This is a genomic window from Elusimicrobium sp. An273 (genome assembly GCF_002159705.1).
Taxonomy (GTDB): Bacteria; Elusimicrobiota; Elusimicrobia; order Elusimicrobiales; family Elusimicrobiaceae; genus Avelusimicrobium; species Avelusimicrobium gallicola.
Genome location: NZ_NFJD01000003.1, coordinates 194,485 through 218,859, shown reverse-complemented (window position 1 = coordinate 218,859; position 24,375 = coordinate 194,485). Strand labels below are relative to the sequence as shown.

At 48.5% G+C, this 24,375-nt stretch carries 19 protein-coding genes and 1 tRNA gene; 18 read left to right on the top strand and 2 right to left on the bottom strand.

Annotation, left to right across the window (positions count from 1 at the left end):
* Positions 1-101 precede the first annotated feature (101 nt).
* The 18 genes from B5F75_RS05285 to B5F75_RS05200 all read left to right on the top strand — a co-directional run bounded on the left by B5F75_RS05285 (position 102) and on the right by B5F75_RS05200 (position 22,265).
* Complete coding sequence (locus tag B5F75_RS05285) at positions 102-905, top strand: hypothetical protein (RefSeq protein ID WP_087288694.1); 804 nt, start codon at positions 102-104, stop codon at positions 903-905.
* A 166-nt stretch (positions 906-1,071) separates the two neighbouring features.
* Complete coding sequence (locus B5F75_RS05280; RefSeq protein WP_087288692.1) at positions 1,072-2,064, top strand: glycosyltransferase family 2 protein; 993 nt, start codon at positions 1,072-1,074, stop codon at positions 2,062-2,064.
* Positions 2,065-2,088: 24 nt separating this feature from the next.
* Positions 2,089-2,973, top strand: a complete 885-nt coding sequence (rfbA, locus tag B5F75_RS05275) for a glucose-1-phosphate thymidylyltransferase RfbA (RefSeq protein ID WP_087288689.1) — start codon at positions 2,089-2,091, stop codon at positions 2,971-2,973.
* Complete coding sequence (rfbC, locus tag B5F75_RS05270) at positions 2,960-3,514, top strand: dTDP-4-dehydrorhamnose 3,5-epimerase (RefSeq protein WP_087288687.1); 555 nt, start codon at positions 2,960-2,962, stop codon at positions 3,512-3,514. The genes rfbA and rfbC overlap by 14 nt, the downstream gene beginning before the upstream one ends.
* Positions 3,505-4,350, top strand: coding sequence for a dTDP-4-dehydrorhamnose reductase (gene rfbD, locus B5F75_RS05265; RefSeq protein WP_087288685.1), 846 nt, complete (start codon positions 3,505-3,507; stop codon positions 4,348-4,350). Before rfbC ends, rfbD begins: the two co-directional genes overlap by 10 nt.
* Positions 4,326-5,339 carry a dTDP-glucose 4,6-dehydratase gene (rfbB, locus tag B5F75_RS05260; protein WP_087288683.1) on the top strand — a complete coding sequence of 338 codons (1,014 nt, stop codon included), beginning with the start codon at positions 4,326-4,328 and terminating at the stop codon, positions 5,337-5,339. Before rfbD ends, rfbB begins: the two co-directional genes overlap by 25 nt.
* Complete coding sequence (locus B5F75_RS05255; protein WP_158093784.1) at positions 5,336-6,205, top strand: rhamnan synthesis F family protein; 870 nt, start codon at positions 5,336-5,338, stop codon at positions 6,203-6,205. The genes rfbB and B5F75_RS05255 overlap by 4 nt, the downstream gene beginning before the upstream one ends.
* Positions 6,206-6,709, top strand: a complete 504-nt coding sequence (locus B5F75_RS05250) for a hypothetical protein (RefSeq protein ID WP_087288679.1) — start codon at positions 6,206-6,208, stop codon at positions 6,707-6,709. It abuts the gene before it with no gap.
* Position 6,710: 1 nt separating this feature from the next.
* A complete protein-coding gene (locus B5F75_RS05245) occupies positions 6,711-7,622 on the top strand; it encodes a glycosyltransferase family 2 protein (protein ID WP_087288677.1) in 912 nt (303 codons plus the stop codon).
* Entirely contained in the window at positions 7,619-8,530 is a 912-nt protein-coding gene (locus B5F75_RS05240; protein WP_087288675.1) for an NAD-dependent epimerase/dehydratase family protein, read from the top strand. Before B5F75_RS05245 ends, B5F75_RS05240 begins: the two co-directional genes overlap by 4 nt.
* Positions 8,527-9,651 carry a UDP-galactopyranose mutase gene (gene glf, locus B5F75_RS05235; RefSeq protein ID WP_087288673.1) on the top strand — a complete coding sequence of 375 codons (1,125 nt, stop codon included), beginning with the start codon at positions 8,527-8,529 and terminating at the stop codon, positions 9,649-9,651. The genes B5F75_RS05240 and glf overlap by 4 nt, the downstream gene beginning before the upstream one ends.
* 5 nt (positions 9,652-9,656) lie before the next feature.
* On the top strand, positions 9,657-14,705 hold the full coding sequence (locus B5F75_RS05230) for a glycosyltransferase (RefSeq protein ID WP_087288671.1): 5,049 nt from the start codon (positions 9,657-9,659) through the stop codon (positions 14,703-14,705).
* 69 nt (positions 14,706-14,774) lie between these two features.
* A complete protein-coding gene (locus B5F75_RS05225) occupies positions 14,775-16,082 on the top strand; it encodes a UDP-glucose dehydrogenase family protein (protein ID WP_087288669.1) in 1,308 nt (435 codons plus the stop codon).
* A 168-nt stretch (positions 16,083-16,250) separates the two neighbouring features.
* Positions 16,251-18,035, top strand: coding sequence for an ABC transporter ATP-binding protein (locus B5F75_RS05220; RefSeq protein ID WP_204201209.1), 1,785 nt, complete (start codon positions 16,251-16,253; stop codon positions 18,033-18,035).
* 2 nt (positions 18,036-18,037) lie between these two features.
* The gene (locus B5F75_RS05215) at positions 18,038-18,994 is read left to right on the top strand and encodes a glycosyltransferase family 2 protein (RefSeq protein WP_087288667.1); all 957 of its coding nucleotides are present in this window, start codon (positions 18,038-18,040) and stop codon (positions 18,992-18,994) included.
* Between the two features lie 161 nt (positions 18,995-19,155).
* Positions 19,156-19,656, top strand: coding sequence for a type IV pilin protein (locus B5F75_RS05210; RefSeq protein WP_087288665.1), 501 nt, complete (start codon positions 19,156-19,158; stop codon positions 19,654-19,656).
* Between the two features lie 259 nt (positions 19,657-19,915).
* The gene (locus B5F75_RS05205; RefSeq protein WP_087288663.1) at positions 19,916-20,641 is read left to right on the top strand and encodes a glycosyltransferase family 2 protein; all 726 of its coding nucleotides are present in this window, start codon (positions 19,916-19,918) and stop codon (positions 20,639-20,641) included.
* 4 nt (positions 20,642-20,645) lie between these two features.
* Positions 20,646-22,265, top strand: coding sequence for a glycosyltransferase family 39 protein (locus tag B5F75_RS05200; protein WP_143351260.1), 1,620 nt, complete (start codon positions 20,646-20,648; stop codon positions 22,263-22,265).
* An 83-nt stretch (positions 22,266-22,348) separates the two neighbouring features.
* On the opposite strand, the gene B5F75_RS05195 is transcribed toward B5F75_RS05200, so the two are convergent.
* Both B5F75_RS05195 and B5F75_RS05190 read right to left on the bottom strand, forming a co-directional pair.
* A complete protein-coding gene (locus B5F75_RS05195) occupies positions 22,349-23,854 on the bottom strand; it encodes an aryl-sulfate sulfotransferase (protein WP_158093783.1) in 1,506 nt (501 codons plus the stop codon).
* 408 nt (positions 23,855-24,262) lie between these two features.
* Positions 24,263-24,337 (bottom strand) — tRNA-Arg (locus B5F75_RS05190).
* Between the last annotated feature and the right edge of the window lie 38 nt (positions 24,338-24,375).

The window sequence follows — 24,375 nt, the reverse complement described above, 5'->3', positions numbered from 1 at the left end:
AAACGCCCCCCGGCCGGATCGGGGAACATTTACGCTGAAACAAGTTGCACTCGTGGCGTACGGGATTCAGCAAGGATTGACCGAAACAGTGAGAGCCGCTTATGAAGAAAATCCTTGTCTTACTTGTTGTTTTGTTGCTGGAAAGTCAAAGCGTTGTTTTTGGACAGAGCGCCTATCAGTTGGTACGAGTTGCCAAACGGGCTAAATTTAAACCTGTCTCCACCGGAAAAATTACCGGCCATGTGCAAGCGCCGCTGGCCAGTGCTTCTTTGGCGCAGTATATCTCCAGCCTGCGCAAACCAACCTCCCTGCGCACCTATACTCAAAATAGAACATTTGCAAACAAATTAGGCACCGTAACCGTTCCGGAAATTCATATTGAGCTCTCTTTCCCGGCGCCTATTCTTCGCAGCCCTTCCACGTTATGGGGCAGCTATCATTATTTGCGTGTGCTTACCTCCTTATCCCGGGAACGCGGTGCCGTGCATCCCAAGTATATACCGCTTTGGAAAAGCATCTTTTATGTGGGGGGATACAACGGCGTACACCACATTGTAAACAAAAGCACCCTCAAAGAAATTTACGCCACCATGAAACGTGAAGCCATGGAAAAAGGCCAACCGTGGACGATCCGGTTAGACGAACTGCAGCGCAATGCGCCGGGTTCTTTGCATCCCTTTCACGGCCGGCCGGAATTCAGCGTTTTGTTTCATAATATAGACCGCCAACTGGCACTTTATCAGCAAGGCGGTATCCGGGCCATTATTATCGATTACTTTGACGCGCTGGATGCTTTCCATAAAATGTATCCAAACGAAGCGCCTTTTATTCCGCCGCACGTAAGACAAAATACACTGTTGGAAGCAAAATTATGGAGCGAGACTTTTCATTTAAAATGGGAATAGGACGATAGCCCATATCTGGGTTGCTTAACAACGGTTAATTTGCCATAATAAAGAGAGCTGGGGAGACTGCGTAGACCGGCTATGCAGTTCTCCTTTCATTTTATTTGGGAATAATTAAATTTAATTAGTAAACGGCAAATTAACTAAAAAACGCAGCGTACAAAATATGACAGATTTCAAGTTCCCGCTTATTAGCGTGTTGGTGCCGGTGTATAACGCAGAACCTTTTTTGGTGATGTGCTTGGACAGCATTTTTGCACAAACTTATCCCAATTTTGAAGTGGTTTGCATTGATGACGCGTCTGCCGATAAAAGTGCCGACATATTGGAGCAATACGCCCGAAAGCACCCCCGGATGAAGCTTCTTAAATTGCCTGCCCACCAAAGTGTGGCGGTGGTGCGCAATTTATTGTTGCAGGAAGCGGCGGGAGAATACATTGCTTTTATAGACGCGGACGATTCGGTACATCCGGAGTATTTGGCCCACTTGTACCAAGCGGCTCAAAATACCGGGGCCGATGTGGTGCGCTGTTTGTACCAATTGCAAGATATCCGCAAAAACACTTTGGTGCCGTGCGAAAAGAAATACAAGGAATTTTCCCATTTGCTTCCGCCGAGTACTTCTTTGGAACGTTTGCAGGCGGCGCTGGATGATTCCCAAGTATGGCTGAAATTAATTAAAACCTCGCTTTTGAAGGAACACAAAATTGGGTTTATTCCCCATGTACTGCCGGAGGACATTTCGTTTGAAATTTTGCTTTATCAGTACAGTAAAAAAATCGTTTTTTTGCCGGAGCACTTGTATGTTTACCGGGTGGGAAATGCCAATTCGGTTTCCAGCAACCGCAGTTTGTGCGCCTACGGCACGCTGGAAGCCATGGTGTTTTTGTGCGGGGATTTGGTACAGCGGCATTTGGTGGAAAAAGCCTTTTATGAAAAAATTATCGGGCTTACGCTGCACGCTGTGCGCCGCATACGCAAATACTCTTTTGCACCCGAATATGCCGTTTCAAAAATTTGCCGGGAAGCTTTCAATCAAATCGAAAAATTTGCCCGGTATTGCGGGCCGGTAAAAAAGTATAAATATCAATTTATGTGCCAAATTGCCCGTCATTTAAAAGATAGCCACCTGTCGTATTTGGCCTGTATAGTGAGGTAACCGTCAAGCCCAGGAGAAAGGTATATGAAAGGAATTGTTTTAGCCGGCGGAACGGGCAGCCGTTTATATCCTGCTACTTTTGCTGTTTCCAAGCAGCTCCTTCCGATTTACGACAAACCGATGATTTTTTATCCGCTTTCCGTGCTGATGCTGGCCGGAATACGCGACATTTTACTTATTTCCACCCCCAAGGATTTGCCGCTCTACCGGCACCTGTTTGGCACGGGCGATGCGTTTGGAATCCATATTTCCTATGCCGAGCAGCCCCGCCCGGAAGGTTTGGCGCAGGCATTTTTGCTGGGGGAAGATTTTATCGGAAACGAGAGCGTCTGTTTGACGTTGGGGGATAACATTTTTTACGGACGGGACTTAAAACAACTGGTGCAAAAAGCCGCCGCCCGCCCCCGCGGAGCCACGGTATTTGCCTATCACGTAAAAAATCCCCAAGCCTATGGCGTGGTGGAAGTAAACGCACAGTTGCAGGCCGTTTCTATTGAAGAAAAGCCGCGGCATCCCAAATCCAACTGGGCGGTAACCGGCCTTTATTTTTACGACAACCGCGTTGTGAACATTGCCAAACAGCTAAAACCTTCCGCCCGCGGCGAGTTGGAGATTACGGATATTAACGAGTGGTATTTGCAAGCGGGGGAACTGCAGGTGGAACTGATGGGGCGCGGCATGGCGTGGCTGGACACAGGCATCCCGACGGACTTAATTAAAGCGTCTATGTTTGTGGAAGCGCTGGAAAGCCGGCAGGGGCTCAAAATTGCCTGCTTGGAAGGCATTGCTTTTAAAAACGGGTGGATTGACGCCAAACAGCTGGCCCGCCGCGCAGAGCTGATGAAAAATACCGAATACGGCCAGTACCTGGCCCATATCCCGGAGGATATGAAAAATGGATTTTTTTAAACCCGACATCGCAGGGTTGGCCGTTATCGTTCCGCAGGTGTTTGAGGACGAACGGGGCTATTTTTTTGAATCGTACCAAGCGGAAAAATGGCGCGAAGCCTGCGGCGGAGCGGTGTTTGTGCAGGATAATGAAAGTTTTTCCAAGCACGGCACGCTGCGCGGGCTTCATTTTCAAAAACCGCCTTATGCCCAGGCAAAACTGGTGCGCGTATTAGACGGCGTGGTGTGGGACGTTGCCGTGGATTTGCGCCGCACCAGCCCTACTTTCGGGCGTTGGTTTGGGGTGGAACTCTCTGCCGCAAACAAAAAACAGCTTTTTATTCCGCGCGGGTTTGCCCACGGGTTTTCCGTACTCAGCCCGTCTGCGCGGTTTGCCTATAAGTGCGATCAGCTTTACCATCCCGAGGCCGAAGGCGCCATTTACTTTGCCGATGCGGAACTGAACATTGATTGGAAACTGCGCCCCGAAGAGGCGGTTTTGTCTGAAAAAGATGCCCAAAACCCCTCGTTTGCCTGCTATAAGGAGCACCCATGCTTTTAATTACCGGAGCCAACGGCCAGCTGGGGCGGTGTTTGCAAGAGGTCATGGGGGAACAAAAAGCCCTCTACACCGATGCGGCCCAGTTGGACATTACCGATCCGGCCGCGTTGGAAGCCTTTACAAAAAGCCATTTGCTGCAAGGCGTTGTAAATTGTGCCGCGTATACGGATGTGGATAAAGCCGAAGAAGAGCCCGAACGGGCCTATCAAGTAAATGCGTTGGGGCCTGCACACTTGGCCCGCCTCTGCGCCCGGCTGCAAATTCCGCTGGTGCATATTTCCACGGATTATGTATTTGACGGCACCGCCCATACGCCGCTAACAGAAACGGACAAAGCGTGCCCGTTGGGCGTATACGGAAAGACCAAACGGCAGGGGGAAGAAGCCGTGCTCGGCTTGGCGCACACGGCGGCGGTGATCCGCACGGCGTGGCTGTACAGCCCGTATGGCAAAAATTTTGTAAAAACCATATTGGAGCTGGGGCGCACCCGGGCGGAAATCCGGGTCGTGTCCGACCAAATAGGCTCGCCCACCTATGCCCCGCATTTGGCGGCGGCCGTCGTGCGGGTGCTGGAATGCTTACAAAAAGGGGAAAAGAAACTGTATCATTTTACGGATGAAGGGGTGGCTTCGTGGTATGATCTGGCGTATTATGCCGTCCGCCAGGCCGGATTAAACGCACAGGTGCTGCCCATTGCCACGCGCGAATATCCCACCCGGGCGCGGCGGCCGGCTTTTTCGGTGTTGGACAAAAGCCGAATTAAAAAAGAAACGGGGATTGCCATTGACCATTGGACGAAAGGAGTGGACGCATGTCTGAAAAAACTGTCTTGGTAACGGGCGGAGCGGGCTTTATCGGCTCCAACTTTATTCCGTATTTTTTGGAACATTTTCCGCCGTATCGGGTGGTCAATTTGGATAAGCTGACGTATGCCGGCAGTCTGGAAAACCTAAAAGAATGCCAAAACCGGGCGCGCTATACGTTTGTGCAGGGGGATATTTGCGAGGCGGAGCTCGTAAATAAATTGTTTGAACAATACGACATCCGCGGCGTATTTCATTTGGCGGCGGAATCGCATGTGGATAATTCCATTTCCGGCCCTTTGCCGTTTGTCAAAACGAATATAGAAGGCACTTTTACCCTGCTGGAGGCGGCCCGCCTCCATTGGATGCAGGCGCCCGGGCAGGTAAAACCCGGCTATGAAGGGTGCCGCTTCCACCATATTTCCACCGATGAGGTGTACGGATCGCTGGGGGAAACGGGGTATTTTACGGAGCAGACGCCTTACGCACCCAATTCGCCTTATTCCGCGTCCAAAGCCTCCAGCGATTTTTTGGTGCGCGCTTACTATCATACGTATGGGCTTAACGTAACGACCAGCAACTGTTCCAATAACTACGGCCCCAAACAACACGCCGAAAAATTAATCCCCACCATCATCCGCCGTGCGCTGGGCGGGCAGCCTATCCCAATTTACGGCGACGGAAAAAACGTGCGGGATTGGCTGTATGTGCTGGATCACTGCAAGGCGATTGTGCGGGTGTGGCAAAAAGGCCGCGCCGGGGAAACTTATAACATAGGTGGGCATAACGAACGCAACAATTTGCAAATTGCGGCGGCCGTGTGCGGACTGCTTGATCAGTTAAAGCCGTCTGCCGGCGGGAAATCCTATCAAGCGCAAATTACGTTTGTGAAAGACCGCGCCGGGCACGACCGCCGCTATGCCATTGACGCCTCTAAAATAGAGACGCAGCTGGGCTGGAAGCCCGAAGAAAATTTTGCAACGGGACTGCGCAAAACCGTAGAATGGTATTTACAGAAATGAAACCGACAGCCGTGCATTTGCACTTATATTATATGCAGCGGTGGCCCGAAATACGCAAGTATTTGGAGCACTTGGATGCGGGGGAATATCATTTGTATGTAACCTTAAGCCAAGAAAACGCCCCGCTGGCGCAGGCCATTAAAGCGTTTCACCCGCAAAGCACCGTTTGGCAGACGCCCAACCGGGGCTACGACGTGGGGCCGTTTGTGGATTTTTTACAGAAGGTGGATTTATCCCGGTATGATTTAATTTTAAAAATACATACCAAAAATAAATCCGGCCTTCAGAAAACGTGGATTAACGGAAGGTGCATTACCAAAAAGCGGTGGGTGGATTTGTTGATGAACGCGCTGTTGGGGTCGGCCGATATTTGGCGGCGCAACCTAGAAGCGTTTGCCGCGGATCCCCGGCTGGGGATGATTTCTTCGCGTTATCTGATTACCCAAGAGCCGGAATGCTCGGACTATTTGCGCCCGGAAATAGAGCGGGTGTTAAAACAAATGGGGCTTTGCGTGCCGGACAAAATTACGTTTGCCGCTGGGACGATGTTTTTGGTGCGGGCCCGGCTGTTGGAGAAAATCAAACAATCCTTTACGGCGGCCGATTTTCCGCCTACGGACGCTTCCGTGCAGGACGGCACCTTGGCCCACGTTTTTGAGCGCGTTTTCGGCTGTGTGGTGGAGGCGCAGGGGTATGCGGTGAAAGGGTTTGATAAACGCCGCTGGTTTGAAATGCAGGCCAAGCTGTATCGGGTATCGCGTTTTTTTTACAGCAACGACATTACCCGCTCCAACCACCAGCTTATAAAAATATGTAAAATTCCGGTTTATTACAAAAATTTAAATCATCATCCGAGAGGTTCTTAAATGCTTAAGTATTACGCTTATAAATTGCTGCGCGGGCTGCGCCTTATTTCCCAAGAAACATACGAAAAAAAGGCCCAAAAATACGGGTTTAAATACAGCAAAGATTATAAAACAATCGCCCGTTCGCCCCTGTTTGACGCCGATTGGTATTTGGCGCATAACCCGGACGTAAAAGCCGCCGGGGCAGACCCGGTGCAGCATTATTTGACGGTCGGTTGGCAGGAAGGCCGCCCCTGCACCCCTTATTTTGACGGCAAACAATACTTGGAAATGTATCCGGACGTGGCGCAGGCCCATATGAACCCCTTGTTGCATTGGGAACGTTACGGCCAGTTTGAAGACCGCTATGCCGAAATTAAAGGCAATAAAAAGGCGGGACGGAACAAACGGAAAATCAGCATAAGAGAAAAGATTAAGGAGCTGTGGCGATACCCCATTGAACTGCAGAACGAAGTAGAACAGCTGCAAGCGGAAGTAAAAATGTTGCGCCAGCAAGGAAAATAGCATGCCGTCCGTAAAAGTTTCGGTAATTGTACCGGTGTATAACCAACAGGCGTATCTTACCCAATGTCTGGAAAGTTTGCAAAACCAGACCTTGCGGGAGATAGAAATCCTGTGCGTAAATGACGGTTCCACCGATGAAAGTTGGAGCCTGATGCAGGAGTTTGCCGCGCGGGACAGCCGGTTTGTACTCCTCAACCAGCCCAACCAAGGCACCGGCCGCGCCCGCAACGCGGCCTTGGCGCGGGCCCGCGGGGAATACGTGGGGTTTATGGACGGAGATGATTTTGTAGACGCCGATTATTTTGAAAAACTGTATCAAAAAGCAAAAGAAGACCGGGCGGACGTCTGCTGTGCGCTAGACCGGCGGGAAATAAACGGCATTCAGGTACAAGAAGTGTCTACCCCGGTTTTTGCCGAGGCAGACAAATTTAAAAAACAGTTGGTGTTTACGGCGGCGCAGGTATGGTCTAAATTGTTTTTGCGTGCATTTGTGCAGCAATATCCGCTGCAAAACGCCGTCAGCCGGCGGGAGCAGGAAATTGCTTTTTCCATTCCGGCCGTTTTATTGGCGCGGCGGATCAGCTGGGTGGCGGGCGCGTATTATAATTACCGCATACAAAGCGCTTCCGCCTGCCGCAAACCGATTACCCGGCAGGACTGCGAGGAACTGCCCCGTATTTATGCGGCCATGCTGGCCCTGCCGCTGGCCGAGCCCCAGCGCCGTTTGGTCATGGCCCGGCTAAAAACCAACATGCAGGCCTATCTAAGACAAGTTTCTTTTAGCCGGCGGATCGTTTTATTTAGAAGCGCACTGCAAACGATTCCTTCGTTCGGGTGGGACGGCAAATACGCAGGGGCATACTTTTGGGCCAAATTGTGGGCGGGAAAAGGCGCCACGGGAGAAAATAAATGAAAGTATTGGTAACAGGCGGGAGCGGATTTATCGGCTCCCATACGGTGGACGGATTGATTGAAAGAGGTGTGGAAACGGTGGTGGTGGACAAGAAAAAACCGTCGTTTCCCAACGCAAAAGCGCTTTATTATCAAATGGATATTAATTCCGACGGGTTTGCCTCCGTTTTTAAAGCCCACAAAATAGACGGCATTATCCACTTGGCGGCGCAGCCTTCGGTTTCTTTCTCCACCAAAAACCCGCTGGAAGATGCCCAAAACAACATCATCGCCTCTATCCGGGTAATTGAAGAAGCGAAAAAAAATCAAGTGCAGAAATTGGTGGTTTCTTCCTCGGCGGCTTTATACGCACGGCCGCAGTACTTCCCGATAGACGAAAAACATCCCACGGCGTATCTGTCGCCTTATGCCATTTCCAAGCACACGATGGAAGAATATGTAAAATGGTCGGGCATTCCGTACGTGATTTTCCGCTATGCCAATGTGTACGGCCCCCGGCAGGACAGCCAAGGGGAAGCCGGCGTGGTGGCAATTTTTACGGATGCGGTTACCCGCCAAGAGCCTATTTTTGTGCATGGGGACGGCAACCAAACGCGGGATTTCGTGTATGTAAAAGACGTGGCCCGGGCCAATTGCCAGGCGGTGCTGTCGGACGTGGCGGGGGAAACAATTAACCTCTCTTCTCAGACGGAAGTGTCTGTAAACGAGTTGGCCCAAATGCTTACTTCCTCGGTGCCTGCGTATCAAGGGAAAATTCAGCATATTGCCCGCCGGGAAGGGGATATTTACCGCAGCGTTCTATCCAACCAAAAAGCAAAAGAACTGCTGGGTTTTAAAAACACCTATTCCTTTGCACAAGGGATCAAAGAAACGGTAACATTTTTTGAAAAACAAGAGCGAAGCCTATGAAAAAATATAAGAATTTAGTAGTGGGATGTGGCCTCTCCGGAGCGGTGATGGCCAATAAACTGGCCAATGAGCTGGGGGAAACGGTGTTGGTGATAGATCGGAAGAAACATATCGCCGGCACTTGCTATGACTATAAAAATGAGTATGGCATTACGGTACACCAATACGGGCCGCATATTTTTAGAACGAATTCCAAAGAAATATGGGACTTCCTTTCCCAGTATACCCAGTGGTACCCCTTTATGCACAAGGTGCTGGGGCTTATTGACGGGATAGAAGTGCCGATTCCCTTTAACTTAAACTCGTTGTACAAGGTGTTCCCGCCCCAAATGGCGGCCGGTTTGGAAGCAAAACTCATTGCCGCATTTGGATTTAATAAAAAAATTCCGATTTTGCAATTGCGCGGCACCCAAGATAAAGACCTTCATTTTTTGGCGGAATACATCTATACCAAAGTCTTTTTGGGCTACACCTTAAAACAATGGGATTACACGCCGGAACAGCTGGATCCCTCCGTTACGGGTTCGGTTCCGGTCTACATCAGCCGCGACGACCGCTATTTCCAAGAGAAATACCAAGCCATTCCCCGCCAGGGATATACCAAAATGTTTGAAAATATGCTTCATCACCCCAATATAGAGGTGCGGCTGGAAACGGATTTTGCAGATATACAAAAAGAGGTGTCTTACGAACGGTTGATATACACCGGGGCCATTGAAGAATTTTTTAACTATAAGTACGGCAAACTTCCGTATAGAAGCTTGGATATTAAAATAGAAACGTTTGATACGGAAAAATTCCAAAATGCACCGGTGGTCAATTATCCGGAGAATTATGATTTTACTCGGATTGCGGAATATAAGTATTTTCTAAATGAAAAATCTCCCAAAACCACCTTGTCTTTTGAATATCCGGAAAATTTTGAAGAAGGAAAAAATGACAGAATCTACCCCATTTTAAATGAGGCCAATCAGGCCGTTTATGACCGCTACGCCGCTGATGCAAAAACAATGCCCAATACGTATTTTATTGGGCGGTTGGGCGCTTACCGCTACTATGATATGAACCGCACCATCGCCAATGCCCTGGAAACCTTCAAATTAATCAAAAATAAGAGATAAGTTTTATGAAAAAGAAAAATAAATCCGGAATAAAAAGCAATAAAACCGTTGTAAACAGAACCAAAAAAGCCAAACCTGCTTTTTCATCCCAGCCGGCCCAAACGACGGGCCCGGCGGCGCGGGTAGTGGTGCAAAATCATATCGGTTACACGCCTAAAGTAAGCGTGATTATTCCGGTTTATAATGTGGAGACGTATTTGCGGGAATGCTTGGACAGCGTGGTAAACCAGACACTGAAAGAAATAGAAATTATCTGCGTAGATGACGGCTCCACCGACCATTCCTTGGAAATTTTAAAGGAATATGCGGCCAAAGATTCTCGTATCACCGTGCTGGCCCAGCCCAATTGCAACGCGGGCAAAGCCCGCAATGAAGGGTTGGCCGTGGCAAAAGCCCCTTATGTCGGGTTTGTAGACAGCGACGATTACCTCGCGCCGGATATGTATCAAAAGTTGTATGACAAAGCGCTTCGCACCGCGACGGACATATGCATATGTGAGTTTAATATCCTAAATACCAAAACGCAACAAATTGTAAGCAAAAGCGGAATCAGCCACAGCTTTTTGGACAAATTTCAAGTAAACTCCAACGGAGCCCTGCTGATTGCCCCGCAAACACCCGTCTTGCAGCTAACCAATCCGGCGCCTTGGAATAAAATTTACAGCAAACAATTTTTGAATCATCACCACATTCAGTTTCAATCCATTATTTCTACCAATGATTTGGCTTTTACTTGCACTGCCTTGTGCTGTGCAAAATTGATTGCGTTGGTACCGGAAGCGCTGTATTATTATAGAACGAATACGTGCAAATCACTTACGGATAAAAAGGACGGGAATGTTTTTTGCTTCTATGAAGCCATACAAGAACTTCAAAAACGTTTGGAACAACGAAAAAAACTGAAAGCCTTCTTCCAGAGTTTTTTAAATGCCAGCGTGAGTTGTTATCTGTATAATTTTAATAAAGTAAATAATGCCAGCAAAGATTTGTTGAGAAACTTATTTATTACCGAAGGGTTTGCCCGGGTGGGCCTCTGCAAACAAACGATTGGACTTCTCTATTTTACGGAACACAAACGCAAATGTGAGCTGTTTAGCCATCTGACTTCTCAGCCGGCGGTGTCCATTCTTATGCCCATCTACAACGTTTCCCAATACTTAAAAGAGTGCTTGGACAGCGTTATCAATCAAACTTTAAAGAATATAGAGATTATTTGTATTAATGACGGATCTACAGATAATTCACTGGATATTATCAAACAATATGCGGCAAAAGATGTTCGGATTAGATATATCGATAAACCCAATGCCGGCTATGGGCAGACGATTAACTGCGGCCTAAATGCGGCAACGGGGGAATATATCGGAATTGTGGAGCCGGATGACTTCATTGAGCCGGAAATGTACGAAACCCTGTATACTAAGGCCAAAGAGATGGATTTGGATATTATCAAATCCGATTATGCCATTTTCACCGGCGAAAAAGAACACCGAACATTTACGCCGCGGGTGTTGTCTAATAATGCGGCCGTATATAATCACATCACAAATGCCTCGGAAAATACAGACTTGTTTAAAATCAGCAATATCAATTGCAACGGGTTGTATAAACGGTCTTTTATCAACGAAAATCATATTCGCTTGAATGAAACGCCGGGGGCGTCTTTTCAGGACAACGGCTTTTGGTTTCAAACCTTTTCCCTAGCCCGCAGAATCTGTTTTATCAAAGGCAGTTTTTATATGATCCGAAGGGATAATCCCAACTCTTCCGTAAAAAGCAAAGGCAAAGTGTTTTGTATGTGTGATGAAGCAATGTTCATTCATAAGTTTTTAAAACGGGATCCTTCACTTGAAAAGAAATTCATGGGTATTTTTTGGAACAGAATGTTCGGAAATTACTTGTGGACGATGAATCGCATTGCGCCGGAATTTAAACAAATGTTTCTTTCCCGCTTCAGACAGGATTTTAAACAAGCCAAAGAAGACGGGGAACTGAATCAAAAATTTTTCTCCAAACCGGATTGGGAATATATTAATAAATTAATCAACGGACAATTAACATCGGATATTCGGAAAAAATTGTCCGATTGGTACCAAAAAGTAACCGGAAAATATCTGAACTTGGATAATCCCCGTACGTTTAACGAAAAAACCCAGTGGCTGAAACTGTATGATTCTACCCCACTTAAAACGCGCTTGGCGGACAAATACCTCGTGCGGGAGTGGATCAAAGAAAAAATCGGCGAACAATATCTGATTCCGCTAATCGGGGTCTATGATAAATTTGACGATATTGATTTTGACAAGTTGCCCAACCAGTTCGTCATGAAATGCAACCACGGTTCCGGCTGGAACATTATTGTCAAAGACAAGAGCAAACTGAACTTGGCAGAAGCCAAACAAAAGATTGATACTTGGATGGCGACGGATTATTCCACTCGGTGGGGGTTTGAACTGCATTATAGAAACATTGTTCCTAAAATTATTATTGAAAAATATATGGAAGAAGTGGCCACGGCCTTGTATGATTATCGCTTTTTCTGCAGTTACGGGGACGTGAAACAAATTTGGCTGGACGTTTACAGCGGAACGCCCAATCATAAAAGAAAAATTTATGACCGCAATTGGAATGAACTCAATATCACCGTTAAGTGGCCGCGCTTGGAAACCCCGGTTGAAAAACCGCAAAAATTGGCGGATATGATTCGTTTTGCGGAAATTTTGTCTAAAGAATTCTCGCTGGTGCGGGTGGATTTCTATTTAATCGGAAATCATATCTACTTTGGCGAGATGACGTTTACCTCCATGAGCGGCATTGGCCAGTTTAATCCCGAAAAAGAAGATTTAAAATTGGGCAATATGATTAAATTGCCGGCATTGGCATATAACCTAGAAACGGGGGAATATTACAAATTGCCCAAAAAGAGCCGGATTAAACCCTATGTATTCTTCCCGTATTATTTGTGCAAAAAATTCTTTTTGAACAAGCAGAAAGAAAAATATACCAAACAACAAGTACGGGCCGAGCTGTCGGGCATCCGGCTGGATATCAAAAATGTGGGGCAGGCCCAAAATGCGGTGGAGATTTACACTACGGAAAAACTCTCTCAGCCGGCTTGGTTTTCTAATGCACAAGGGCAAGGACAGGTGCTGGAGTCTTGCCGCCCGCACTTGCGCTTTAACATAAAGGCGGTGCATCCCGGAAAGCTTAGTTTAGTCTTTCGTGGTAAGGACAGACGCTTTGGAAAAGAGCGGATAGCCGCGTGGGTGGATTATACTTCCATTAAAATAAATGGGAAAGAGCTCCTTCCCCGGCCGGTTCCCGTGTGGCACGACAAACCCTTCCGTTACGAAATGCCTGTTAAAGACGGACAGACGGTACAGATAGAGCTCTGGCAGCATCCGCATAAATACTCCCGGGCTGAATTAAAAGACTTGGTGCTTAAATTGTTTGCGAAGAATGATTACGTCAAGGCGCATGTAGAAGCTATCCTTAAGGACTGTTCCGCTTTTATCCGGCCGGAGGACAAGCGGCCCGCCCGGTGGTTTAGCGTTACAAACACAGGGGTTCAAAAGACTGTTTATATTCTGGGCCTTAAACTGACCGTACAAAATAAACAGGCCGCCTTGCGCCAGCTTTTGCAGCAACAGCAAGCGCTTTTGCAGGCCGTGCAGGCGGCTTCCGGCAAAAATAACGCCTTGGAACAGCGTTATGCGGCCTTGGCTTCGCAGTTAACGGTCGTTCAGCACGAAGTGCAGCAGGCTAAACTCTGGATTAAGCAAACCTACGAAGCGTTCCCTACCGTAAATAAACAGTTGTCCAATGCGCAGGATGCGCTGCTTTCGCAGTTGGTAACGGAGAAAAAAGTAAACCGCTTGGCGGCTATTACGTCGGTAGAACTTAAAAAACAGCGGAAGCATAACCAAGAGATGAAGCAGATGCTTTCCAAATTTGTGGCCGATACGCAAGTGGATTTGCGTTATTTGCGCAATATGGACGTAGCCAAAAACGAACGCCTGCAGCAGGCGTCTAAACAATTGTCCCAGCAAATGCGGGAATTATTTCAAAAGCAAGACGAGCAATTGGCGGATATGCAAACGCTGCTGGCTTCCGGCGAGAACACCTTGCAGCATTTAAAAGGCATTGACGTGGCCGAAGCCCAACACTTAAAACAGACCGAGGAAGAACTTACGCAGCGGATTGCGGAGGCGGCTGGTGCCCAGTCGGAGCTTTTGTCGTCCGTTTCGGCGGCGCTGCGCAAACAGCAGGAGGAAGGCCTGCAAAAAACGGGAAATCTCTACCTCTCGCTGGAGGCACTCAATAAAGCGGAGCAAAAAACGCAGGCGGAATTGCAAAAGCAACTTCGCACGCTGCAGGATAAATCGCTCCGGCAATACCACGAGCTGAACTTTGCGGATTTGCTGCACGACAGCACCCGGCATAGCCTGTGGTTAAAAGACAAAAACTTTTCTTTGTACGGCTGGGCGGCCAATTATAGCTTTATCTATACGCTGTTCCGCATCTTGGACAAAGTCTCGCCCCGATATATTTTAGAAATGGGCTTGGGGCAGACTACGCGCCTAACCTCGCAGTATGTGGCGTATAAAAATCCGGCCGCCACGCTGGACGTGTGCGAGCATAACCAAAATTGGATTGATCTCTATACGCCGGAACTTCCGCATTCTGAGCATATTCATGTGCATCATTTGGAATTGGAGTATTTTGACTTTGAAGGAAAACCGAATGATAAATACAAAGATATAGCGAAAGTTACGGGGAATACCAAATATAATTTAATTATTGTAGACGGCCCCGTAGGCGGGGGAAAGAATTTCCCGCGTTCAAACATCGTGGATTTGGTTCCGCAAAACTTGGCTGAAGATTTTATTATTATCTTTGACGATGCCGAACGGGCCGGAGAGCAAAAAACCATTGAGCAGACGAAAGCGCGTTTGGCGGAGAACGGAATTGTGTTCGCCACGCAACAGCGCAACGGAGCCAAATCCCAATTTTTAATTTTCAGCCAATCGATGGAATTTGTACAGTATTTGTAATGGAGATAAGCGGCCCTGCGGGGCTGTTGGCAAAAACTTATAAAAGGTTATTAATCCAAGGAAAACAATATGAAAATAGGAATTATTGGTACGGGATATGTGGGGTTGCCCAGCGGAGTGGGGTTTGCCGAACTGGGGCATACGGTAGTGTGTGTAGATAATAACAAAGCCAAAATTGAAGCGTTAAACAAAGGTAAACTGACCCTTTATGAAAATGGACTTGCCGATTTGTTTAAAGCCAATACGGAACAGGGCCGCCTGCGCTTTACCACCTCTATGAAAGAGGCCGTGCAGGAAGCGGATTTGGTCATTATCGCCGTAGGCACGCCGCCGGATCCGATTACCCACGAAGCCGATTTGCAGTATATTTATGCGGCCGCCACCGAACTGGCAGATTATTTAACGGGATATACCGTGATTGCCAACAAATCTACCGTTCCGGTAGGCACGGGAGACGCGGTGGAAAAAATTATCGCCTCCAAAAATCCCGCCGCCGATTTTGACGTGGTATCCCTGCCGGAATTTTTGCGGGAGGGATTTGCCTTGCAGGATTTTTTTAATCCCGACCGTATTATCTTGGGCACCCATTCCGAAAGAGCCATTAGCCTAATCAGCAAATTATACGAGCCGTTTAAAGAAAAAACGCCGCTTTTGGTTGTCTCCCGCAAATCCAGCGAGACCATCAAATACGCGTCCAATGCCTTCTTGGCGATGAAAATTCATTATATCAACGAAATCGCCAATTTCTGCGAGAAATCCGGCGCCAATGTGGCGGAAGTCGCCAAAGGGATGGGGATGGATAAACGGATCGGCAACCGCTTTTTAAATGCCGGAATCGGATTTGGCGGAAGCTGTTTCCCGAAGGATACGATGGCCATGGCGCATATGGCCAATAAGGTGGGCGTGCGGATGGAGTTAATTGAAACGACCATCGCCGGCAACCAAAAACGGAAGAAAGAAATGGCCGATCGGGTGTACCAATCGCTGAAAGATTTGAAAAATCCCAAAGTAGCCGTTTGGGGCCTGGCGTTTAAAAACGGCACTGACGATTGCCGCCAAAGCCCGGCAATGGATATTATCCGGGAATTGCTTCAAAAAGCACTTTCTATTACGGCGTATGACCCCAAAGCCATGGATACGGCCAAAGCTATTTTGGGAGACAAAATCAGCTATGCTTCCGGAATGTATGAGGCAGTAAAAGGGGCGGACGTGCTGGTGATTTTAACGGAATGGCCGGAATTTTCGGCACCGGACTTTGACGAGCTTGCCAAACGGATGAACCGAAAGGTGATATTTGACTTGCGCAATATGCTTTCGTGCGAGGATGCCCAAGAGGCGGATTTTGAATATCACTGCATTGGCCGCAAGTGCGACTAGCAGCGGGGAAAAACGTTTTCGCTCTCTTTGGCCTTTTCCGTGCAAGCGAAAAGCGCCAAAGAGAGCCTTAAAATTGCTACAGTTTGAAAAGCGGCCAACTAGGCCGCACGGACGGCCGAAAGGCGTCTTAGTGTAGAGGTTTAGATAAAGAAAATTTGATTTGCCGGTATGAAAATAGACACGAAACAGTTAGTTAAACAAAATGCACTCGTTAAAAACTTTATGCGGATGTGGCCGTATGTAAAGCCGTATTGGGGCCGGGCCGTATTGGGGGTCTTGCTGACCATTCCCGTAGGCGCGCTGGACGGCGTAGTGGCGATGTTTTTAAAGCCGTTTATGGATAAGGTCATGGTGGATAAACAGCCACATTTCTCGGCGATGATTCCCTTCTTAATTGTGGGGTTTACCATTGTGCAGGGCACGCTGATTTATGCTTCCAATTACCTCAACACGTGGGTGGCCAATAAAATTACCATTGGCGTAAAGCGCAAATTGTACGACAAGCTGCTTTCCATGGATACGTCCTATTTTGACCGCAATAACTCGGGCACCATTCTCATGCGCTACTCCAACGATGCCGAAACCGCCTCCAACGGCCTTATAGACAATTTAAAACAGTTTTTATCCAAAAGTTTTTCCTCCATTTCCTTGGTATTTGTGTTAATTTATAACTCCTGGCAGTTGGCTATTATCGCCATTGCGGTGCTGATTTTTTTCCTCTACCCGATGTCTGTCGTACGTAAAAAAATGAAAGAAATTATGACAAAAACCGTCGGAAATTTGTCTTACGTGATGACGATTTACAACGAAACTTTCGCCGGGAACAAAACCATCCGTTCCTTTACGCTGGAAGACGAATTCCGCGGCCGCTTTCGCGATTTGACCGATATGCGCTTTTCGCTGGCGATGAAACTGATCAAGGGAACGAACTGGCTGTCGCCGCTGATGCATGTGATTATGTCTATCGGGATTGCGTTGGTGATCGGGTTTGGCAGCTATTTAATCGTCAGCGGGGCGATTACCAGCGGCAACTTTGTGGCGTTTATTGCGGCGCTAATGATGCTCTACACGCCGCTTAAGTCGGTGGGGAACAATTATATTTCCATGCAGCAGTCGTTCCTGGCGATAGACCGTATTTTTAACATTTTGGATTTGCAGCCCAAAATAAAAGACCATGCCGAGCCAAAAGAATTAAAGACCGTATCCAAAAACATTACCTTTGAGCACGTGTATTTTGAGTACGTCCCGGGACGGGAAGTGCTGCATGACATTAACTTGGAAATTCCCGTGGGGCATACGCTGGCCTTGGTGGGCAATTCCGGCGGGGGAAAAACGACGATTTCCGCCTTGTTGCCCCGGTTGTATGATATTAAAAAAGGCGCCATTAAAATTGACGGTTCCGATATTCGGGATATTTCCCAAAAATCCCTTCGCAAGAATATCGCCATGGTGTTCCAAGATAACTTTTTGTTCTCCGGCACCGTGCGGGAAAATATCCTGCTTGGCAACGGGCAAGCGTCCGAAGAAACCATTTGGCAGGCGCTTAAAAGTTCGTGCTTGGACGATTTCGTAAAGGGCCTTCCTCAAAAATTAGACACGCAGATCGGGGAACGGGGCATTTTGCTTTCCGGCGGGCAGAAACAGCGCTTGGCCATTGCCCGCGCGTTTGTCAAAAACGCGCCCATCGTTATTTTGGACGAAGCCACCAGCGCTTTGGACAATAAGTCGGAGCGGGTGGTGCAGGAAGCGTTGGACAATTTGATGAAAAACCGCACCGTGATTGTCATTGCCCACCGCTTAAGCACCATTCAAAATGCAGATAAAATCGTGGTGATTAACGACGGAAAAATCGCGGAAGAAGGCACGCACGAAGAGCTTTTAAAACTGCATGGCGCCTACTACGCCCTGTATTCCATGCAGTTTAAAAAACAAGAAGCCCAGCAAGGAAAGTAAATATGTATACCCCCCGGGATGTGGAAGTTTTCCTTTTCGCCCACGACCGCCCCGCCTTTTTGCGGGAGGCGTTGGATAGTTACCTGCGGCAAACGGTTGGCGGCTTTCGGCTGGCACTATTGGCCAACGCCCCTACTCCGGAGGTACTGCAGGTGGCCAAAGAATATGCGGGCCGCGGGGTAGAGCTTATTTTAGAACCGCAAAGTTTAAATGTATACGGCTGTGTGCGCCGCTGCCAGGAATTGGCCTCGCGATCCATTACCGTACTAGCCCACGATGACGATTGGGTGCATCCCGCCTATTTGGAAACATTGCTTAAGTGCTATAACCGGTTTACTAAGCTGCAGGTGGCTGTAAGTGCGGCCGGAGAATGGGACGCCCGCCCTTTTACGGCGGACTATCATACGCAGCTGGTATTATTAAAGCGGGCTGAATTTTCGGCCTATATTTTTACCGGGGAGCCTTTTGCGTTTAGTTCCAGCAGTTATAAGACGGAATTTTTTAAAACGGCCCCCGCGCCTGATTTTGCCCGCTACGGCAAAGTAAACGATGTGCCGTTTATGCTGGGTGTGTGCCACGGCGGCGAGGCGGCCGTATTGCAGTTTCCCTTTGTAAAATGCCGCATTCATCCCCAACAGGACAGTTTAACTTTTGCTACCGGTCCCCGCGCCCGGGAGTGGATTGAACTGGATTTGTGCCATAAAAGAGAAATGTCCCAAGGGGGCCGAAAGCTGAGGTGGGCCTATATTTTAAACGCTTTTCACCGTTTAAAAACCGGCTGGCGCGACTGGTGCGTGTGCGAACACGATAAAATGACATTTAAACAATACCTGAATTTGGCCCGCCAAATGGGTGCTTTGGATGCTAAAAGGCGCTTGTTCGGCGTTTTGTTACGCGGCGGAGTGCGAAAGGCCTGTTTGGAAAAATTATGTTCCTTTGTGCGCTTGGAGCTGAAATAAAGAGTGGCGTCCGTTTGGATACCGACAGGGGTTGTTTGCCATACGTTTGGGTGCTATTTTGGGCTGCGGAAGAGGTAAAATTTGTTTGCAAGCATAGAAGCTCTTGCGGTTCAATGCTAAAATTTCTATACTAAATCATACGTTGGTATAAGGAGAAACGAATGCAAAATAAAGGTTTTACGTTAATTGAGCTGTTGGTTGTGGTGTTGATTATCGGTATTTTGTCCAGCGTAGCATTGCCTCAGTACGAAAAAGCGGTAGTCAAAGCCCGCGCGGCCAATGCCTACCAAATTCTTAAATCGATTAATACTGCTGAACAGTTGGCCAATATGGACAATGGTACCAAAGGGCAGCGCTATCCGTTTGAAGAACTGTCGGTAGCGTTTACGGATAAAAACGGAAACACCGCCACGGGATATTCTTTTATGGCCAAAGATTACACATTTTTCATTCAGGGAACCCGCGAACAGAACAAACGCGAACCCGCAACGGCCGTATTAGCGGGAACCAGCATCTATTTAAGCATTAACAATGGGCGCCGGGCGTGCGGAGTGGTGGATCCTTCCAATGCCGATGCCGTGTCGCTGTGCCGCACCATTGTGGGAAGCAATACGGTGTCTTCTGCCATGTGCGTCAGCGGAACGACCTGTTACATGGAGTAGACGATAGGTTAAATACCCCTTTCAAGAACTTGTCTGCTCCAAGGCAAGTTCTTTTTTTCGCAATTTGCGGCTTTTTCCGTGCGGTTTTTTAGAAAGAGTCGTGTCACCGGGCGCGCCTGTCACAAGGCCGTTTTTCCTATTTTGCATCGGGGAAAATAGCTTAGCCCCGTTTAGTTGGGAGCGAAAATTAAAACGGGGTAAAGATGTTATCTTTATTTCGTTTCCAAAAGAAAATTTACGTCCTACCCTCTCTTTTTATATGCTTAACTTAACGATGCCTCTTACATCTTCTAACCCTATTTTAAGCGTGGTGCTGCCTTGTCTAAACGAAGAGCAGTCTCTTGCCGTGTGCTTGCGGGAAATTAAGCAAACCGCTGATAAGATGCATATTCCTTATGAAATTATCGTTGCGGATAACCGGTCTACAGACGGCAGTGCGCAAGTGGCCCGCTCTTTTGGGGCCCGCGTGGTGCCGGTAGCTCGGCGCGGATACGGCGCCGCCGTAAACGGCGGCATTTTGGCCGCCCGCGGCGAGGTGGTGCTTTTTGGAGATGCGGACTGTTCTTACCCGTTTTACGATATTCCCAAACTCGTAACTCCCATTTTACAGGGCAAGCAGGATTTTGTCTTGGGAAACCGCTTAAATAACACGCAGGAAAAAGGCTCCATGCCTTGGATGAATCGCTATTTTGGAACGCCCGTGCTCTCGGCCCTGATTCGCTGGTTTTACGGAATCGCGGTGTATGACTGCAATGGCGGCATGCGGGCATTTTTGCGGAAGATTTATGCGCCGCTTGGCTTAAAACAGCCGGGGATGGAATACGCCAGCGAAATGCTGATTGCCGCAGCCAAACAGAACCTGCGCTATTTGGAAGTGCCGATTGCGCTGCGCCGGGCGCACCCTTCCCACACGCCGTACTTGCGCCCCTGGCGGGACGGAATGCGGCATTTGTATATTATCTTAAAAAGTTTATTTGCCCGATAAAACCGTGAAAAAATATCTTTCTTTGCATCTTCCTTCTGTTTTGCTTTTGCTGCTGCTGATGCTGCTAGGCGGGCTCTACAGCGTGTGGCTGGGCATAGATGTAAATTTTGATTTGTTAAACTATCACCTGTATAATCCCTATGCCCTCCTTAACGGCAAAATAGGGCAGGACGTGTTTGCCGCCGGCGTCCACTCGGCTTTAAATCCGCTTCCGGATGTATATTTGTACGGGCTTTTTTCTGCGTTTTTTAATTCTCCCAAGTGGATCGGCTTTTTTATGGGCCTTCCCTACGGGGTATTGATTTGGCTGGTGTATCGGCTGGCGCGCGATGTTTTCAGCCGCACGCAATATCCCAAAACGTATGCGGCCGTGGCCGCTTTTATAGGGTGCAGTGCGGCGGGGATTATGTCTCAAGTCGGCACCAGCACCAACGAAATTCCGTTGGCGGTTTTTCATATTTTGGCGTTTTGGCTTCTCTTGCGGGCGGTGCAACAGCCCCAAAAAACGTATGGCGTATACATGGCCGCCCTGCTGAGCGGAGCCACGGCCGGGCTTAAACTGACGGGGGCCTCTTGCTGTGTGGCGCTTACGGCGGTGCTGTTGGTCTATCTGACACGCTTTAAAAAACCCGGGAAGGTTTTCATGCTATACGCTCTGTGCGGCATTCTTGGATTTTTGCTGACAAACGGCTACTTTATGTGGCAGAATTTTACGTTGTACGGCAATCCGGTATTCCCGTATTACAACACCGTGTTTCATTCTCCTTATTTTGACAATGTTAACGTAACCGAAACGCGTTTCTTCCCGACCACGTGGGCGCAATGGTTGTTTTATCCCTTCTTTTGGGCGTTTGCCCCCGGGACGTATGTTTCGGAGGCGCCCGTGCAGGACAGCCGCTTGGCGCTGTTTTTGGCGGCCTTGGCGGGGTGGGGGATACTGATTGCTAAAAATAAATTGGGCGGTGTAAAAAAAGAAGCGGCTGTTTCGGTGGCGGTCTACAGCGGGGTCGGGTATGTGGTGTGGTTGGTGCAGTTTTCCATTTTGCGCTATGCGGCGGTTTTGGAGGCTTTGTGCGGGTTGGTAGTGGTGGGAGTGTGCGCCGCAATACATAAAACGCGGTGGGGGGGATATGCGGCCTTGCTTTGTGTCGGAATCAGCATGTGGGGCTATCAAGCGCCGGACTGGCACCACGAAATGTTTTTGGAGCAAGCGGTCATTTTTGACAAGAAGCCCAAAATTGAAGACAACAGCCTGGTGTTTTTCATGCATTTGCCCTCTTCATATTTGGCCCCGCTTTTAAACCCGAAGGCCGTCTATATGGGCGGATTTCTCTCCAAGCCGGAAGAATACCCGGAACAGTTCCGCCGGCAGGCTGCCCAGCGCAATAATATCTCGGCGCAGTATTACCGTTTTCGTTTTGAAGAGCTGCAGCGGGACAAAATTGCCCGCCACCAAGGCCCCATCTATATTGTTTCTGTGGACTGGCCGATGATTGTCAATCCGGCCACTTTGGCCCGCTTTGGGCTTAAAGGGAAACGGGAAGATTGCCAACGCTTCGTTACCAATTTTACCGTTTATTCCAAAGATTTGGCCATTTGCCGCGTACAAAAAATAGATGAGTAGTTCCTCGCGCTTAGCCGGTTGAAGCGGCGGCGGGAATGTGATGCCGCGGGCGGGCGCTCAGTTAACCGCCGGGGGCGGCTAAGCTAAAATTTATGTTCCTTGGGATATTCTCGCCCCGGGGTAGGATAGAAGGGCATCTTGTCTACGCGGTATATCATTTCGGTAGGCAGGGCGAAATTAAGCTGGTAGCGCTTTTCTTTCGTGTTTTTGTCTACTTCCACAACCACTTGTTCCATCCCGTACAAAATAAGCAAATTGCCGTTTGGCAGGACGTCTATGTCCGACGTGTAATCATTATTTGTAAGCGTAGGATCAAAATACTCATACGTTTTTTTAGCCGTCCATTTTCCGTGTCCGCCCGAAATTTTGTACTCCACGTAACGGCTTTTGTTACCCGCATAACCGCGGTTATCAAACAGGCCCAGCGTGCCGTCCGGCCACAGAAAAAGGGCGTGGTGGTGTTTGGGGCCGTCCGTCAGCCCGTCGCCGCGTACGCGGTACGCTTGCAAAGAAGCAAGCGCATCCAAAAAACGGCGGTGCTTGGCGGTGGGGTCGTCTGGGGGGAGAAAATCCAGTTTGTCCGTTACCATCCACCACACCAGCTCCCACGGCGTATATTTAACCGCCAGAACGCCTAAATTGCGGAAAGAACAGTACAGCATATCGGTTTTTTCGTCATATACGATGGAATTGATATGCGCCCAGTCTATGGCCTGCGGGGTGTTTTTTTTCGTGATGTAGATATTATGCTCATCAAAGACGACGCGGTTTAACATTTCCCGTTCGGCGGGGGACGGATTGGCCCCGACAGCTTTGCGTACCAGTTCTCCGGCGGATAAGTCCCGCACGATATGGCCTTTTGCGTCCAGTTCCAAGACGCGGTCTTCTACGCCCCACTTGGAATTGGCCAAGGAAATAAAATGGTCTCCCTTTTTAACACGGTCGTGGTGCCCGATTTTGTTTTTACCGCTTAAATCCAAACGCCTTTGCCCCAGCAGCGTTTCGGAGCCGATATCGGTTATTAACATCATTTCTTTTCCTTCGGGCACGATGCGCTGAAGTTCGTTTAAGCGGGGTTTGTCGTCTATATTCAAATAGCGCAGGTTGCCGTTGCGGCTGTATCCCAGGATTACCCAACTTAAATTGGGGTGTTTCTCGCCGATGCTGGCGCTGATAAAATAAATGTCGTCCGTCTTTTTCTGAGAAGGGTCTTTTTCAATAGTAACCACTTGTGCGGGCGGAACAAAACCGCCGTTTACCCGTATTTCCGGAAGGGGGACGGTAAATTCTTGCGTCTTTCCTTGGTAGCGAACCGTAATTTTATTTTGCGCCTGCGGGTATAGGCCGTGTATCGGAAATGCCCTGCCATAGCCGGCGGGGAAAGTGTGGGTAATGTCTGCATCGTTCCGTTGTCCGGCAACGGTAACGGTAAGGGGCGACTGGTTGGTAAAAGGCAGCTTGTATACGCCCGAGAGAGGGGTTCTCCCGCTGGGGTTTAAGATAAACCGCGGGGAGGAGTGACAAACAACCCACGCCGCTAAGGCGGCAAGGATTAGGACGCCCAAAAAGAGTTTTGTTCTTTTTTTCACTTTATTATTATAACATAACCCCGAACTTTGAAAGGAAACGTAAAAGCGGAAGCGGATTGGAAAAGAAAAAAGAAGGGCGCATTTCCCCAAGGAGTGCTCCGACCAAGTGCGCTTGAGCGGGTGGGGCGGAAAACTTTGCACGGGACAGCTTTTTACCTCAACAAAAATTACGTTTTTGCGTAGTTATTAATTTGCGCCCGGGGCCGTATGGTAGGGCAACGGTGGGCCAGTTTGTTGGCTGTAAAAGCCAACAAAAAAACCACGCTTTCGCGTGGTTTTTAATGGTGCGCCCAGGCCGTAGTGTAGGGAAACGGCGGACAAGTTCGTCCAATTGGCGTAGGCAAGGAAGCTTCGTCCGAACAAGATTTTTCACGCCAACAAAAAACCACGCTTTCGCGTGGTTTTAAATGGTGCGCCCAACAGGAATCGAACTTGTATCTTCAGCTCCGCAGGCTGACACTCTATCCATTGAGCTATGGGCGCTTAAATCGGATGGTTGCTGCTCTTTTTTACTACCTTAT

Coding starts and splice junctions, on each gene's coding strand:
- B5F75_RS05285 (WP_087288694.1), top strand. CDS start 102: ATGAAGAAAATCCTTGTCTTACTTGTTGTTTTGTTGCTGGAAAGTCAA.
- B5F75_RS05280 (WP_087288692.1), top strand. CDS start 1,072: ATGACAGATTTCAAGTTCCCGCTTATTAGCGTGTTGGTGCCGGTGTAT.
- rfbA (WP_087288689.1), top strand. CDS start 2,089: ATGAAAGGAATTGTTTTAGCCGGCGGAACGGGCAGCCGTTTATATCCT.
- rfbC (WP_087288687.1), top strand. CDS start 2,960: ATGGATTTTTTTAAACCCGACATCGCAGGGTTGGCCGTTATCGTTCCG.
- rfbD (WP_087288685.1), top strand. CDS start 3,505: ATGCTTTTAATTACCGGAGCCAACGGCCAGCTGGGGCGGTGTTTGCAA.
- rfbB (WP_087288683.1), top strand. CDS start 4,326: ATGTCTGAAAAAACTGTCTTGGTAACGGGCGGAGCGGGCTTTATCGGC.
- B5F75_RS05255 (WP_158093784.1), top strand. CDS start 5,336: ATGAAACCGACAGCCGTGCATTTGCACTTATATTATATGCAGCGGTGG.
- B5F75_RS05250 (WP_087288679.1), top strand. CDS start 6,206: ATGCTTAAGTATTACGCTTATAAATTGCTGCGCGGGCTGCGCCTTATT.
- B5F75_RS05245 (WP_087288677.1), top strand. CDS start 6,711: ATGCCGTCCGTAAAAGTTTCGGTAATTGTACCGGTGTATAACCAACAG.
- B5F75_RS05240 (WP_087288675.1), top strand. CDS start 7,619: ATGAAAGTATTGGTAACAGGCGGGAGCGGATTTATCGGCTCCCATACG.
- glf (WP_087288673.1), top strand. CDS start 8,527: ATGAAAAAATATAAGAATTTAGTAGTGGGATGTGGCCTCTCCGGAGCG.
- B5F75_RS05230 (WP_087288671.1), top strand. CDS start 9,657: ATGAAAAAGAAAAATAAATCCGGAATAAAAAGCAATAAAACCGTTGTA.
- B5F75_RS05225 (WP_087288669.1), top strand. CDS start 14,775: ATGAAAATAGGAATTATTGGTACGGGATATGTGGGGTTGCCCAGCGGA.
- B5F75_RS05220 (WP_204201209.1), top strand. CDS start 16,251: ATGAAAATAGACACGAAACAGTTAGTTAAACAAAATGCACTCGTTAAA.
- B5F75_RS05215 (WP_087288667.1), top strand. CDS start 18,038: ATGTATACCCCCCGGGATGTGGAAGTTTTCCTTTTCGCCCACGACCGC.
- B5F75_RS05210 (WP_087288665.1), top strand. CDS start 19,156: ATGCAAAATAAAGGTTTTACGTTAATTGAGCTGTTGGTTGTGGTGTTG.
- B5F75_RS05205 (WP_087288663.1), top strand. CDS start 19,916: ATGCTTAACTTAACGATGCCTCTTACATCTTCTAACCCTATTTTAAGC.